This window comes from Pseudomonadota bacterium, assembly GCA_039028155.1.
Lineage (GTDB): Bacteria > Pseudomonadota > Alphaproteobacteria > SP197 > SP197 > JANQGO01.
Genome location: JBCCIS010000085.1, coordinates 1 through 14,052, shown reverse-complemented (window position 1 = coordinate 14,052; position 14,052 = coordinate 1). Strand labels below are relative to the sequence as shown.

Annotated in this window: 14 protein-coding genes; 9 read left to right on the top strand and 5 right to left on the bottom strand. The window is 63.1% G+C overall.

Going from position 1 to position 14,052, the window contains the following annotated elements; translation table 11 throughout:
• Nucleotides 1–246 precede the first annotated feature (246 nt).
• Complete coding sequence (locus tag AAF563_24290) at nt 247–1,137, bottom strand: OmpA family protein (GenBank protein ID MEM7124418.1); 891 nt, start codon at nt 1,135–1,137, stop codon at nt 247–249.
• A 323-nt stretch (nt 1,138–1,460) separates the two neighbouring features.
• Between AAF563_24290 and AAF563_24285 the strand changes: the two genes are divergently transcribed.
• Together AAF563_24285 and AAF563_24280 are read left to right on the top strand one after the other, a co-directional pair.
• Complete coding sequence (locus AAF563_24285) at nt 1,461–2,222, top strand: ATP-binding cassette domain-containing protein (protein ID MEM7124417.1); 762 nt, start codon at nt 1,461–1,463, stop codon at nt 2,220–2,222.
• Complete coding sequence (locus tag AAF563_24280; GenBank protein MEM7124416.1) at nt 2,215–3,393, top strand: ABC transporter permease; 1,179 nt, start codon at nt 2,215–2,217, stop codon at nt 3,391–3,393. Before AAF563_24285 ends, AAF563_24280 begins: the two co-directional genes overlap by 8 nt.
• A gap of 79 nt (nt 3,394–3,472) precedes the next feature.
• Here AAF563_24280 and AAF563_24275 read toward each other — a convergent pair whose 3' ends face one another.
• From AAF563_24275 to AAF563_24260, 4 genes are all read right to left on the bottom strand, one after another.
• Complete coding sequence (locus tag AAF563_24275; protein MEM7124415.1) at nt 3,473–4,471, bottom strand: dipeptidase; 999 nt, start codon at nt 4,469–4,471, stop codon at nt 3,473–3,475.
• Entirely contained in the window at nt 4,468–5,790 is a 1,323-nt protein-coding gene (hisD, locus tag AAF563_24270; GenBank protein ID MEM7124414.1) for a histidinol dehydrogenase, read from the bottom strand. The genes AAF563_24275 and hisD overlap by 4 nt, the downstream gene beginning before the upstream one ends.
• An 89-nt stretch (nt 5,791–5,879) precedes the next feature.
• A complete protein-coding gene (gene mtnA / locus AAF563_24265) occupies nt 5,880–6,971 on the bottom strand; it encodes an S-methyl-5-thioribose-1-phosphate isomerase (protein MEM7124413.1) in 1,092 nt (363 codons plus the stop codon).
• A gap of 62 nt (nt 6,972–7,033) precedes the next feature.
• Nucleotides 7,034–7,405 carry a VOC family protein gene (locus AAF563_24260; protein MEM7124412.1) on the bottom strand — a complete coding sequence of 124 codons (372 nt, stop codon included), beginning with the start codon at nt 7,403–7,405 and terminating at the stop codon, nt 7,034–7,036.
• A gap of 208 nt (nt 7,406–7,613) precedes the next feature.
• On the opposite strand from AAF563_24260, the gene hisG reads away from it, so the two are divergent.
• The 7 genes from hisG to AAF563_24225 form a co-directional block, all read left to right on the top strand.
• Nucleotides 7,614–8,498, top strand: coding sequence for an ATP phosphoribosyltransferase (gene hisG / locus AAF563_24255; GenBank protein ID MEM7124411.1), 885 nt, complete (start codon nt 7,614–7,616; stop codon nt 8,496–8,498).
• A 7-nt stretch (nt 8,499–8,505) separates the two neighbouring features.
• Nucleotides 8,506–9,093: an imidazoleglycerol-phosphate dehydratase HisB gene (hisB, locus tag AAF563_24250; protein MEM7124410.1), complete on the top strand. Its 588-nt coding sequence runs from the start codon at nt 8,506–8,508 to the stop codon at nt 9,091–9,093.
• On the top strand, nt 9,090–9,698 hold the full coding sequence (hisH, locus tag AAF563_24245; GenBank protein ID MEM7124409.1) for an imidazole glycerol phosphate synthase subunit HisH: 609 nt from the start codon (nt 9,090–9,092) through the stop codon (nt 9,696–9,698). Before hisB ends, hisH begins: the two co-directional genes overlap by 4 nt.
• Entirely contained in the window at nt 9,692–10,456 is a 765-nt protein-coding gene (gene hisF / locus AAF563_24240; protein ID MEM7124408.1) for an imidazole glycerol phosphate synthase subunit HisF, read from the top strand. The genes hisH and hisF overlap by 7 nt, the downstream gene beginning before the upstream one ends.
• Before the next feature lie 96 nt (nt 10,457–10,552).
• Nucleotides 10,553–11,806: a phosphoribosyl-ATP diphosphatase gene (gene hisE / locus AAF563_24235; protein MEM7124407.1), complete on the top strand. Its 1,254-nt coding sequence runs from the start codon at nt 10,553–10,555 to the stop codon at nt 11,804–11,806.
• Between the two features lie 118 nt (nt 11,807–11,924).
• Nucleotides 11,925–12,230 (top strand): hypothetical protein, encoded by a 306-nt coding sequence (locus AAF563_24230; GenBank protein MEM7124406.1) that lies wholly within the window; start codon nt 11,925–11,927, stop codon nt 12,228–12,230.
• 10 nt (nt 12,231–12,240) lie between these two features.
• Nucleotides 12,241–14,052 (top strand): N,N-dimethylformamidase beta subunit family domain-containing protein (locus AAF563_24225; GenBank protein MEM7124405.1); only part of this gene is annotated, 1,812 nt, incomplete at its 3' end.

The window sequence follows — 14,052 nt, the reverse complement described above, 5'->3', positions numbered from 1 at the left end:
CCGTGGTCCAGGCGGTGAGGGCTTTCGGCGGGGCCGGTGCAGCCATGCCTCGCAGGGTATGGACCGATGGTGCACCCGAATTTCGACGAGCAGTCGAAATCTTGCGAGAAGGGCAGCCGATGGAACATTGGCTCGCTCCCTCGCATCGCCCACAGGCGAACGGCGTGGCTGAAAGAGCCAACCAGACTCTCGCCACACAAGTGAGGGCGTGTCTCAACCTTAGCCGCGAACCGGCGTCAGATCAGCTTACTCGAAGGTGATCTCGACACGACGGTTGTTAGGCTCGCGAACGTTGTCGCCGGTCGGCACCATCGGATCGGTTTCACCGAACCAACGGATGTCCATGGCCGACTTCGGCACGCCCTTGCTGGCGAGGTAGTCAGCCACGGCGTCGGCACGACGCTCGGAGAGGCCAACGTTGTACTCGGCAGAACCGGACGTATCCGTGTGACCGCCGACCGAGATCAGGTTGACGCCTTGCGCCATAGCCTCGGCCGCGACGTCGTCCAGGAAGCCCTGTGCCAGCGGCGAGATCTTGTCGCTATCCCAGGCGAAGTAGACGATGAACTCGCTCACCACCTCTTCTTCCATGACGACGACTTCCTCAACCATCGCCGGGGCCATGGCGGCTTCCAGCTCTTCGATGGCACTCAGGTACTCCGCACGGCATTTAGCCAACTCGCGGGGCTGCCACTCGGCAACGCCACGGTCGGTGCGAACCGGGCCTTCCTCGGCTTCCTCGACCCAGCAGTCATACGTGACTTGGGCGCGGGCAGCGAGGTCAGGAAATTCGGAACGGCCGCCGCCGTCCAGAGCGGCGAGAAGCCGCGGACGCTCGGCGTTCAGTTCGGCATGCTCCTGCTCATCAGGGATGTACCAGAAGCTGTCATTGGGATCTTCCGGCAGAACCACTTCGCCGTTGCCGGCCATCTCGGCCTTGCTGGCAAAGTGAGCGGAGTCGATCCAATCGTAAAAACCGGCTTCCTTTTCAGCCAGTTCGACATAGCCCTGATGCAGAGCCATGGTGAACGGCGTGCCGGATGTCTCCATGTTTGCCACGCGGTCGATATTCGATCCGCAGGCTGCCAGCATAAGCGCGGCGGCGCCGGCCAGCATGGCTTTAAACGTTGCACTCATCTAAAAATCCCCCTCCCGATGAAGAGATAACTGGTTTCTAAGCTGCAATAGCCCCAAAAGGCAACACAATCGATCACCGCCTCGTACCCGACCTAGTCCCTTCAATCCGTGTCCGCGATCACACAAAGAGGGATTTACAAAAAGGCGTATAAGCGACTATCGAACGATCAGCACCTATCTTGGCGCAAACCCTTGCAAAAGCAAGGGGATAATAATGGCAACTGCAGCTTTTACATGACCTGTAGCAACTGGACCACGTCATACCCCAAAAGCCGAGAGCCACAACTTGTACCTTTCCAAAACAACAAGCAGAGCGCGGCAGCATGATTGAGGTCCGAAACCTTAGAAAAACCTTCAAAGACCTCGTTGCGGTCGAAGATGTAAGCTTTTTGGCTCGCGATGGCGAGATTACAGGTCTTATCGGCCCCAATGGTGCGGGAAAAACCACAACACTCCGCATTCTCTATACCTTGATGCGGCCCGATAGCGGCCACGCCTTGATCGACGGTTTCGATGCCACGTCCGAACCCCAGGACGTCCAGCGCCGGATTGGCGTTTTGCCCGATAACCGCGGTCTCTACCCCCGTCTGACCGGCCGTGAGCACGTTCGGTACTATGGCCGCCTGCATGGCATGGATAAAATGCAGCTAGAGGCGGCAATCAACGAACTGGTGACAACCCTGGGCATGGAAGACGTCGCGGATCGCCGCGCCAAAGGCTTCTCGAAGGGCCAGACGCTCAAGGTCGCCCTGGCACGCGCCCTGGTTCACCAGCCGCACAACGTGCTTCTGGACGAACCAACAAACGGCCTCGACGTCGCATCGAGCCGTTCGGTACGCGATCTGGTGCGCCGAATCCGCGACCAGGGGCGCTGCGTTCTGTTCTCCAGCCACATCATGTCCGAGGTCCAGGCGCTGTGTGACCGAATCGTCGTCATGGGCCATGGGCGCATTGTTGCCCACGGTACGCCGGAGGAACTCCGCGCGATGACCGGCCACAGCGATCTGGAAGAGGTTTTTGTGTCGATCGCCCGCGAAGAGGAGCGTATGCGGCGCGAAAACGATAAGGAGAAAGCCGTTGCTTAGACGCATCTCCATCGTTATCGGCAAGGAGCTGACCGACAATCTTCGCGATCGCCGTTCCACCATCCTGTCGCTGCTTTACCCGCTGATCGGTCCGATTCTGCTCGGCGCGCTCATCATCCTGGTGACACCGGGCCTGTCGACGCCAAAGGTCGGCGATCATGTCATTGTGGCGAAGGGCAGCGAGCATGCGCCGGATTTCGTCGATTTCATCCGCGCCCAAGGCTCCGACATCGTCGAGACCGGCATCGACGACATTGCCGAAGCCGTGCGCAAGGGCATGCACCCCTCGATCCTGGTCATTCCCAACAACTTCAGCGAGCTTCAGGACAGCGAACGGACCACCGAGATTGAGCTGATCGTCGATACGTCACGCCTCAGTTCGATCATGTCGATCAGCCGAACCATGGAATTGATCGACCGGTTCAACCGCCATTTGGCCGAACAGCGCCTAGTGTCGCGCAACGTGGAACCGGAAGTCGCCTATCCGCTGGAGGTCAACAGCGTCAACGTCGCGGCAAGCGTCTCGATCGGCGGCATCTTCCTCAACATGATGGCACCGTTCTTGATGTTCACCGTCTTTATCGGCGGCGTCTACATGGCGATCGACACGACGGCGGGCGAACGCGAACGCGGCTCGCTGGAGCCGCTGCTGACAAACCCCGTGCCCCGTTGGCAGTTCATGGTGGGCAAGTACCTGGCCTCGCTTGCCTTCACGGCACTGGCGGTACTGACAGGCGTGGTCGCCTACAAGGTCATCTTTGCGTTGATCGCGAACATGGGCGTTGACATCAAGGTCAATCCGCCGCTCGGCGACTTCGTGCTGATCTTCCTGCTTTGCGTACCGATCATGATGCTGGCGGTGGCCATCCAGGTGATCATCGCAACGGTCTCGCGCAGCTTCAAGGAAACCCAGACCCTGCTTGGTCTGTTGCCGCTGCTGCCGTCGTTGCCCGGCATGATCCTGGTGTTCTCACCAATCCAGACCAAAGCCTGGATGATGATGATCCCGACCTATGGCCAAACCGTGCTGATCAGCCAGATCGTTCGCGGCGAGGAGCCGAGCCTTGCCAACATGCTGCTGGCGAGTTTCACGACGGCGCTGTGCGCTGTCTTCCTGTGCTGGCTGGCCGCCAAGTTCTACGACCGCGAACAGGTTGCCTTCGCGGGTTAAGGCCTTCGAGGGTCAGGGCCTTCGAGGGTCAGGGCCTTCGAGGGTTAGGGCCGGCGATGCGAGCCCGCTGGCAAACGATCTAGCGCGGCTCGAACCCGTCGCGGAAAAACCTGAGCCAGTTACCGCCCATGATCTTGGCGACATCGGCTTCGCTGAGGCCTTTATCGAGCAGACCCTGGGTCAGGTTGGGGAAGTCGGCCGGCGTCTGGAACCAAGCGGGCCAGTCTGGCCAGCCGCCGCCGGCGGTCTTGGCCTCACCGGAATCGATCTCCTTGGACCAGCGGCCGCTCCTCATCCAGTCGAGATAGTCTGCCGAGAGTTTGCGGCACATATCGGTGCCGAAGCCGACATGATCGACACCCAGCATGGCGACGGTATCGGCTATCATGCCGCAATAGGCATCCAGCGTCGTGTCGGCGCCGCCGATATGGAAGGGATAGGTGCTGAAGCCCAGCATGCCGCCGCTTTCGGCAAGCGCCTTCAACAGGTCGTCGGACTTGTTGCGCAAGCCCTTGTGAAACGAAAGCGGGTTGGCGTGGGTGATGGCGACCGGCCGCGCGCTGATCTCGATCGCTTCCAGGGACGTCCGCTCGGCCGAATGGCTGAGATCAATGATCATGCCGACCCGGTTCATTTCGGCGATGACCTGGCGGCCGAAGCGGGAAATCCCGGGGTCGCTGGTCTCGTAACAACCAGCGCCGATCAGGCTCTGGTTGTTGTAGGTCAGCTGCATGATGCGCACGCCAAGCTCGTGAAACACCTGGACCAGCGCCAAGTCGTCTTCTATCGGCGAGCAGTTCTGAAACCCGAAGATGATGCCCGTCTTACCGGCGGCCTTCGCCGCCTCAATATCCCCAGCGCGGCGCACCGGCATGACGATATCGCCGTGCTTTTCGAAGAATCGATGCCAGCGGCCGATGTTGTCGAGGGTCGCGCGCGCGTCCTCCCAGAAGACGAGGGTTACATGAACGGCCGTGACGCCGCCCGCGCGCAGTTCCTCAAGCAACGCGCGGTCCCAGTTGCTTGCCTGGAGTGCGTCGATGACGATGAGGTCGTCGTGGATGGCCGGTGACGTCATGACGCGTTCCTGTTTCGTGCGGTGATCGCGAGCGCGTGGGCGTCAAAACCTTCATAGCGCGCGAAGGCTTCGGTCTCGGCCGCCAGCGCGTCATAGCCTTCGCGGGTCAGGTGGGCGACAGAGATGCGCTTCATGTAATCCATCACGCCCAAAGCCGAGGCTGAGCAAGCCTTTCCTCCGGTTGGGAGAACAGCGTTCACGCCGATCATGAAGTTCGCCATGGAGAACGGCGCGTCTTGTCCCAGCAGAATTTCGCCGGCATTTGTGACCTGGCCGGCTAGATCCCACGGCGTCGACGCGGCGATCTGCAGGTGTTCGGGCGCGAATTCGTTGGTGAACGCGACGGCATCCGCCATGTCGCTTGCCACCAGCAGGCCACCATTGATGCCCAGCACCGTTTTGACGTAGTCACGACGCTGTTCGGACAGACGGCCGACAAGATCCACCACGCGTTCAGCCACCGCCTCGGCAAGATCAGCGGATGGCGTCACCAGGTAGGTCGTCGAGTCCGGCCCGTGCTCGGCCTCGATCATGAGGTCCAGGGCCACCCTCTCCGGATCGGCTGCCTCGTCGGCCAGGATCATGCTTTCGGACGGTCCGGCGGGCGGTCCGGGCGCGATCTCGTCGGCGCAGAGCCGCATGCCGGCGACGACCCAGGGTGAGCCCGGACCGACAACCTTCTGGCACTTGGGAACAGTCTCGGTGCCAAACGCGACCGCCGCGATCGCTTGGGCGCCACCGGAAAGATAGACCTCGTCGACCCCCGCCTCACGTGCGGCGACCAACGTGCCGGCATCGCATGTACCATCCGGTCCCGGCGGGGTGATCACCACCACCTTCGGACAGCCGGCGACAACCGCCGGAATCGCCGTCATTAACGTCACCGACGGAAACGAACCCTTGCCGCGCGGCACATAACAGGCGACGGCTTCGATCGGCAGATAGCGATCGCCGGCCAGCACACCGGGCTGAACGGTGGTCAACGCGTACTCTTCGGGCTTTTGTTTTTCGTGGATCGCGCGGATGTTGCGCGCCGCCTTGGCGATGGCGTCGACAACGTCGGCGGGCACCTGGTCGTAGGCGGCCTCGAAGGCGGCAGCATTAACGCGTAGATCCTTGGCGGTCAGCGCAACGCCGTCGATATCGCGCGCCAGGCGAAGCAGCGCGTCATCGCCGTCTTGGCGCACGGCCTCTACGATGGGTTTGGCGCGCTCCAGCACATCATCGATGTCAATCGCGCCCCTGAGGGTCAAGGCATGCCGCGCCGACGGGTCGAGGCCGCTGAGTTGAAGGATGCGTGGACGGGTAGGTTCGGTCATAGTGCTGGTGATCTAACGGTCAACAAAGGGACGAAAGTGGCGCCCTTTTAGGCGACGGGCCGACCATTGGCCAGCACCAGCCTGGCCGATCAGGCGGCAGCGTGCTCCGGGAACAGCCGTGCCAGGCCTTCACGCGAGGCCTGACAGACGCCCCGCTCAGTGATCAAGCCGGTGACCAGGTCCGATGGGGTGACGTCGAACGCCGGATTGGCGACCGGACTGCCGTCGGGCGTCAACTGCACGGTGACCACCTCGCCATCGTCGGCCTTGCCGGCGATATGGGAGACCTCGGATCCCGCGCGCTCCTCGATCGGAATGTCGCGGCCATCGTCGATGGTCCAGTCGATCGTGGGCGACGGCAGTGCGACGTAGAACGGCACGCCGTTATCCTGCGCCGCCAGGGCTTTCAGATAGGTCCCGATCTTGTTGCACACGTCGCCGGAGGCGCTGGTCCGGTCCGTGCCCGTGATGCACAGGTCGACCATGCCATGCTGCATCAGGTGACCGCCGGCGTTGTCCGGGATCACCGTGTGCGCGACGCCGTGATGACCGAGCTCCCAGGCCGTCAGTGACGCTCCCTGGTTGCGTGGCCGGGTCTCGTCGGCCCAGACGTGAACCGGGATATGCTCTTCATGGGCCTTATAGATCGGCGACAGCGCCGTCCCCCAGTCCACTGTCGCCAACCAGCCGGCATTGCAGTGGGTCAGCACATTGACCGTCTGGCCGGTACGCTGATGGGTGGCGCGGATCAGATCGACGCCATGGTTGCCGATCGCCTCGTTGATGCCGACATCGTCGTCGCAAATCCGGGCGGCGCAGGCATAGGCCAGTTCCAAGCGCCGGTCATGGGGCTGGTTGCGCAGTTCCGCGGTCACATCGTCCAGCGCCCAGCGCAGATTGACCGCCGTCGGACGCGTCGCCAGAAGCACGTCATAGGCGCGCTGCATGGCATCATCCGACGGGTCCTCGCGCAGCGCCAGACACATGCCATAAGCCGCGGTCGCACCGATCAGCGGCGCGCCGCGCACCAACATGGCGCGGATCGCATGAGCCGCATCCTCCAAGGTATCCAGACGGAAAACTTCGAAGCGATGGGGCAGACGGGTCTGATCGATTATGTGAACACCCCAACCGTCATCGTCCAACCAGATGGATCGATAGGCCGTGCCGTCAACATTCATGCCGCGCCCCTTGCCCCTTGTCAGGGACTCTTATTGCTTGCGGATGTCCGCCAAGCGTCTCGTTAGGTACCATCGCTGAAGTTCAGTTCGACGGCGACACCGTCGGGATCTTCGATAAAGATCTGGCGCGCCGGCGTGTCCGGAACCTCATAGGACTGGAAGGGAACACCCTCTTTTGTCAATTTCTTAACTATCGCGTCGAAACCTTTGACAGAAAAGGCAAAATGATCGATAGCGCTTCGCGGTAGCTTGGTCGGGTCCGACGACAAGCTGACGTGCACAACAGGCGCGTCACCGGCATAGAACCACGCGCCGGGGCTATCGAACGGCGGCCGGTAACCCTCCTTCAATCCCAGCAGGCCGCAGTAGAAGGCTTTGCAACGCTCAAGGTCCGCCGTGCGGATGTTGATGTGGTCGACACCGCTCACACTCATTAGTGGTACCCCTAAAGTCTATTCGCCCATCGTAGGACCAGAATCTTATCCGATCCAGCACCGGAATGTGACGGCTGTCTTAATCTGGCTTCGACGCGGTTGACAGGGTTTACCGCATCATAGAGTTTCCGCCCGCCCTGTGCCTTCCGCCCGCGTCAGAAGGCCGGCTCTCAAAGCCTTGATGACAATCTTTGCCGACGGCTCTTTTATGTCCGTAGACCAGTCCTCCATCACGATCCGCCTCGGCCTGCCGAAAGGCCGCATGCAGGAAGGCGTCTTTGCCTTGCTTGAGGATGCGGGCATTCATATCACCGCGAGCGCCCGCAGTGCCCGTGACTATCGCCCCGCCCTGTCGCTGCCCGGTTTCGACGCCAAAATCCTGAAGCCGCAGAACATCGTCGAGATGCTGGACCTGGGCAGCCGAGATCTGGGCTTCGCCGGCGCTGATTGGGTGGTCGAAAAGAATGCGGATCTGGTCGAGCTGATCGATACCGGACTTGATCCAGTGCGCGTGGTGGCCGCCGCCGGCGCGCATATTCTAAAGAATGGCGCCTTGCCGAAGCGTCATCTGATCGTCGCCAGCGAATACGAGAACCTGACGCGGACCTGGATCGAACAGCGCGGCCTCGACGCACAGTTCGTCCGCTCCTATGGCGCAACAGAAGTATTCCCGCCGGAAGATGCCGACTGCATCGTCGACAACACGGCGACCGGATCGACGTTGCGCGCCAATGGCTTGGAGATCGTCGACGACGTCCTGATGTCGTCGACACGACTTTATGCCCATCCGGCCGCCATGGACGACAAGGCGAAACGTGAGGGCATAGAGAGCTTTGTCATGATGGTCTCCTCCGTGCTCGACGCCCGCCAGCGCGTCATGGTCGAAGTCAACGTCACCGCCGAATGCCTGGAAGCTGTCATCGATGTCCTGCCCAGCATGCGCGAGCCGACGATCTCGCCGCTGCACGGTGATCTGGGTTACGCGCTCAAATCCGCGGTGCCGCGCGACACGCTGGCGCGCGTGATCCCAGAGATCAAAGCGCGCGGCGGCACCGACATCGTCGTCACCCAGCTCTCGAACATCATCTCCTGAGGCCGCCATGTCGGAGCGTACAGCCCGCGTCGAACGTAAGACCAAGGAGACCGACATCACCGTCGCGGTCAATCTGGACGGCACCGGCTCCTCGTCTGTCCAGACCGGCCTTAACTTCCTCGATCACATGTTGGACGCGCTGGTCCGCCATAGCCGAATGGACGTCGAACTGACATGCAAGGGCGACCTGCATGTCGACGACCACCACACGGTCGAGGACTGCGCCATCGCATTGGGCGAGGCGATCGACAAGGCGCTGGGCGACAAGCGGGGGATCTACCGTTTCGGGTCGGCCTACGCGCCGCTTGATGAGGCGCTGGCGCGCGCCGTGATCGACCTGTCGGGCCGGCCCTATGCCTTCGTCGAGATCGGTCTTAGACGGGAAAAGGTCGGCGACACGTCATCGGAAATGATCGGCCACGCCCTCTCCAGCTTCGCGACGGCGACTAAGATGACGCTTCACGTCGACCTTTTGCGTGGCGACAACGATCATCACCGCGCCGAAGCCGCCTTCAAGGCGGTGGCGCTCGCGCTGCGCCACGCGATCGCCCGTGATGGCACCAGCGACGTGCCGAGCACCAAGGGTGTGTTGTGACGGCCGCGACCGAGATCGTCGTCTGCCGCACCGGAACCGCCAACCTCGCTTCAGTCTTCGCCGGGTTGCGCCGCGCCGGCGGTGCGCCGCGCATGGCCAAGAACGCACAAGATGTTGTCGGCGCCAGCCATGTCATGCTGCCCGGCGTCGGCGCGTTCGGCGCCTCGATGAGGGCCCTGCGCGATGGCGGTCTGGAAGACGCGCTGCGCGAGCGCATTGATGCAGGCCGGCCGACGTTGGCGATCTGTGTCGGCCTTCAACTTCTCTGCCGCAACAGCGAGGAAACGCCCGGTGCGCCCGGTCTCGACATCCTGCCGCTGACCGCGACACGGTTCCCCAATACCGTGCGCGTGCCGCAATTGGGCTGGAACCGGATCGACGCCGAATCTGGCTGCGACCTGCTGACGTCAGGCTTTGTCTATTTCGCCAACTCCTATCGCATCACCGGCGTGCCGGAAGGCTGGCTTGGCGCGACCGCGGATCACGGCGGTCCGTTTGTCGCGGCGCTTGAGCGCGGACCTGTCGTCGCATGCCAGTTTCACCCCGAACTCTCCGGCCAGTTCGGCCACGTTTTGCTCGAACGCTGGATTGGTATGCCATGCTGACCGTGCGTGTGATCCCCTGCCTGGACGTCGATGCCGGCCGCGTCGTCAAGGGCGTGCGCTTCCAGGGCATGCGTGACGCCGGCGACCCCGTCGAGCTCTCGCTGGCCTATGAACACCAGGGCGCTGACGAGCTTGTCCTGCTCGATGTTTCGGCGACGCCGGAAGGCCGGGGCAACGCGCTCGAGACGGTCGCGGCCGTCCGCGCCGAACTCGGCATTCCGATGACCGTCGGCGGCGGCGTCAGGAAGACCGAAGATGCCGGCGCCCTGCTTGAGGCCGGCGCCGATAAAGTCGGCGCGAACACGGCGGCGGTCGAGCGGCCGGAGCTTCTGAGCGATATCGCAGAAAAGTTCGGCAGCCAGTGCGCGGTGGTCTCCATCGACGCAAGCCGCCGTGAGGGTGGCGGCTGGGAGGTGGTGACCAAGTCCGGGAAGGAACGCACCGGCAAGGATGCGATCCAGTGGGCCGGCGAAGCGACGGCGCGTGGCGCCGGGGAGATTCTGCTGACCAGTTGGGACCGCGACGGCACCCGCTCCGGATACGACACCGAACTGCTGCGCGCCGTATCCGAGGCGGTCAACGTGCCGGTCATCGCCTCGGGCGGCGCCGCCCATCCCGACCACTTGGTCGCCGCCATCAAGGCTGGCGCCGATGCGGTGCTGGCTGCCTCGATCTTCCACGACGGGGACTTCACGGTTGGCGACATCAAGAAAGCCATGATTGCCGCCGGTATCCCGACCCGTACCGACATTGACTGACGACATCGTCCGGCGGGTGGCCGGATTGTGTCCGGCCTGTGATTGGCCTATCAGTCGGTCCCGGACGCCCAACCATCTTGCCCAGGAGCCGGTTGCATGATCATTCCCTCGATCGACCTGATGGGCGGCCAAGCGGTGCAACTCATCGGCGGCAAGGAGCGCGCCATCGATGCCGGCGATCCGCGCCCGATCGCCGAGACCTTTCGGCTCGCCGGCGATATTGCCGTCATCGACCTGGATGCCGCACTCGGCCAGGGCGACAACGCGGATCTGATCAAGGAACTGGTTCGCATGGCGCCGTGCCGTGTCGGCGGCGGCATTCGCGATATAGAGACCGCCATCCGCTGGCTCGACGCCGGCGCCGACAAGATCATTCTGGGAACCGCTGCCAAGCCGGAGATCCTCGCCGAACTGCCGCCGGAACGAGTCATCGCGGCGCTCGACGCAGTGCGCGGCGAGGTCGTGACCCACGGTTGGACAACCAAAACCGGAGCGACCGTCGAAGACCGCATGGCCGAGATCAAGGAGCTGGTCGGTGGTTTCCTCGTCACTTTCGTCGAACGCGAGGGACGCATGGAAGGCATCGACCTCGACGCCATCGCCAGGCTGAAAGAAGCGGCCGGCGATGCCGATCTGACGGTCGCCGGCGGGTTCACGACGCCGCAGGATATCGCCGCCGCCGACAAACTTGGCGCGGACGCTCAGGTCGGCATGGCACTCTATTCCGGCCGCCTGCACCTGGCCGACGCGATTGCCGCCCCGCTGACCTCCGACCGACCCGATGGTTTGTGGCCGACGGTGGTGACTGACGAGTATGGCGTCGCGCTCGGCCTCGCCTATTCGGACCTGGAGAGCCTGCGCGCCGCCGTCGACGACCGTGTCGGCGCCTACCACTCACGCAGTCGCGGTCTTTGGATCAAGGGCAAGACCTCGGGCGCGACCCAGGAACTCCTGACCATCGACCTGGATTGTGACCGCGACACCCTGCGCTTTCGTGTGCGCCAAACTTCGCCCGGTTTCTGTCATCTCAATACCCACACCTGTTGGGGCGAAGTCGGCGGCCTACCGGCCCTGGCGCGCTTGATCGCCGCACGGCGCGACAGTGCGCCGGAAGGTTCCTACACCCGTCGTCTCTTCACCGAGGATGGCCTGTTGGACGCCAAGCTGGCCGAAGAGGCTGGCGAACTGGCGGCTGCGACCGACAAGGGCGAGATTACCCACGAGACCGCCGACCTCATCTATTTCGCCCTGACCGCAATGGCGCGCGGCGGGGTAACGCTGGATGAGGTCGAGCACGAGCTGGCCCAACGCGCCAAGCGGGTAACGCGCCGCCCGGGCGACCGCAAGTAGACCCACAAAACTTGGGCCAATCGTCGACTGTTTTGTCCGCGTTTCCGTCCGCAAAGCCTTGCCAGCTGCCGCGTCGGGCGGTCTACTGGCGGGAAAGGGTGAATGGAGGACAAGCGCGATGTACCAGATCGACCCGGCACGCACCGACCTCGCCGAGGAGTTCAAGGCCAAGCCGTTCGGCCCGCACAGCGCCGAACTGCAGAAGGTCTTGAACGTGATGCGCTGGGAACCTCTGGAAGGTAAGCATGTCCTCGTCTGCACCAAGCCGCATGAGGAGTGGTGCCTGGCGCAGCTGCCCGGCAAGCGCGGCGTGCCGGTGACCTTGTTCGAGGACATTACCTTCAACGACATCGGCGATGCGGAGTGGCACATCTTCAAACTGCGATGGAAGAAACACACCGGCCAAGACTTGGCCGACGATTGATCGCCCGCCCGTGCTCGATTACACGCGCCGCCTTCTAGGTTACGCCGACCGCGTCAGTCTGCGGCCTGGCGACACCGTCGACTTCAAGATAAGCGCCGAAGACCTGGAGAGCTACGACTTCGATGTCGTGCGTCTGGTGAATGGCGTGATGGCGCCAGGCAGCACACCGTTCAAAGAAATCCCGGTCGAGACAGAGGCCAATGGCACCTACCCCGGCCGCTTCCAGTCGGTCCATGCCGGGTCCTACGCCGTCGTCCCGAAGGCGCCAGCGCTCGATCGGTTGTCCAGCTTCACGCTGCAGGCCTACATCATGCCGACCCTGCCGGGCGACGGTCGCCAGACCATCATGAGCCGCGGTTCCGGTCCCAAGCGGCCGGGCTTTGCGCTCATTCTGGATGACGACGGCGCCCTGGCGCTAATGGTCGGCAATGGCGAAGAGCTGGTGACCGTCACGACCGGCGTGCCGATGCTGGCCTGGGAGTGGGCCTTTGTCGCCGCGACCTACGATGCGGAAACCGGCGACATCGTGCTGTGGCAGGAACCGGACGCCCGCTTCAGCACCATCGATCCCCATGCCATGACTGTCGGCAAGGCACCGGCCGGCATCGTCTTTACCGCCGACCACGACCTGCACATGGCGGCTTGGCAGGTCGGCTGGCACGACGACGGCAAGCCGCGCATGGCCGGCCTATTCAACGGGCGTATCGACAGCCCGCGCATCGCGTCGAAGGCGCTTGTTTGCGGCGACATGTCGCTGCTAGCCCAGGCCGAACCGCCCGACCGCGACTGGCTGGTCGCTTCCTGGGATTTTGGCCGCGACATCCCGACCGATCGGTTTCCCGACCTCTCCGCCAACCGGTTGAACGGTCATCTGGTCAACCTGCCGACGCGCGCCGTCACCGGCCATCACTGGGACAGTTCGGTCCAGGACTGGACCCAGAACCCCAGCCACTACAGTGCCATCCATTTCCATGACGACGACGTGCTGGATGCCGGATGGCAAACGGACGTGTCGTTGACGCTGCCCGATGACATGCGAAGTGGCGTCTATTGCGCCCGCTGCCGATCTGGCGAGGACGAGTTCTACATGCCGTTTTTCGTGCGCCCCGCCAAGGATGGGCCCAAGCACAAAATCGCGTTTCTGGCGTCGACGGCGACCTACCTCGCCTACTCCAACTATCATTGGCAGACCGATGAGGAGAAAGCGGAGGTTAAGCGCGGGCGCATCATTGCCTATGCGCCGGACGAACTGTTCCTGAACGAGCGCCGCGACCTCGGGCTTTCGACTTACGATACCCACCGTGACGGTTCGGGCTCGATGTACAGCTCGCGGCTCCGGCCGATCGTCCTGAATTACTCGCCAAAGGGCAGCATCTGGAGCTTCAACGCCGACACCCACGTCACCGATTGGATGGAGGCGAAGGGACACGCCTATGACGTCGTGACCGACGAAGCCATCCACTATGAGGGTCTGGAAGCCCTGGCGCCGCACAACGTGATCGTGACGGGCACCCACCCGGAATACTGGTCGACGGTGATGTGGGACGCGATGATCGCTTATCTCGGCCAGGGCGGGCGGCTGATGTACCTGGGCGGCAACGGGTTCTATTGGCGAATTGCCTTTCACCCCGAACGGCCCGGCGACGTTATCGAGGTTCGCCGACCCGAGAGCGGCGCGCGGTTCTGGGCGTCGCGGCCCGGTGAATCCTATTTGAGCTTCAGCGGCGAATACGGCGGCTTGTGGAAACGCATCGGCCGGCCACCGCAAAGCCTGGTCGGCATCGGCACCTTTGCCACCGGTTTCGATACCTGCGGCTGGTAT

Excerpts from the sequence above, each read along its gene's own strand:
- AAF563_24290 (MEM7124418.1), bottom strand. The coding sequence starts at position 1,137 with ATGAGTGCAACGTTTAAAGCCATGCTGGCCGGCGCCGCCGCGCTTATG.
- AAF563_24285 (MEM7124417.1), top strand. The coding sequence starts at position 1,461 with ATGATTGAGGTCCGAAACCTTAGAAAAACCTTCAAAGACCTCGTTGCG.
- AAF563_24275 (MEM7124415.1), bottom strand. The coding sequence starts at position 4,471 with ATGACGTCACCGGCCATCCACGACGACCTCATCGTCATCGACGCACTC.
- hisD (MEM7124414.1), bottom strand. The coding sequence starts at position 5,790 with ATGACCGAACCTACCCGTCCACGCATCCTTCAACTCAGCGGCCTCGAC.
- mtnA (MEM7124413.1), bottom strand. The coding sequence starts at position 6,971 with ATGAATGTTGACGGCACGGCCTATCGATCCATCTGGTTGGACGATGAC.
- AAF563_24260 (MEM7124412.1), bottom strand. The coding sequence starts at position 7,405 with ATGAGTGTGAGCGGTGTCGACCACATCAACATCCGCACGGCGGACCTT.
- hisG (MEM7124411.1), top strand. The coding sequence starts at position 7,614 with ATGTCCGTAGACCAGTCCTCCATCACGATCCGCCTCGGCCTGCCGAAA.
- hisB (MEM7124410.1), top strand. The coding sequence starts at position 8,506 with ATGTCGGAGCGTACAGCCCGCGTCGAACGTAAGACCAAGGAGACCGAC.
- hisF (MEM7124408.1), top strand. The coding sequence starts at position 9,692 with ATGCTGACCGTGCGTGTGATCCCCTGCCTGGACGTCGATGCCGGCCGC.
- hisE (MEM7124407.1), top strand. The coding sequence starts at position 10,553 with ATGATCATTCCCTCGATCGACCTGATGGGCGGCCAAGCGGTGCAACTC.
- AAF563_24230 (MEM7124406.1), top strand. The coding sequence starts at position 11,925 with ATGTACCAGATCGACCCGGCACGCACCGACCTCGCCGAGGAGTTCAAG.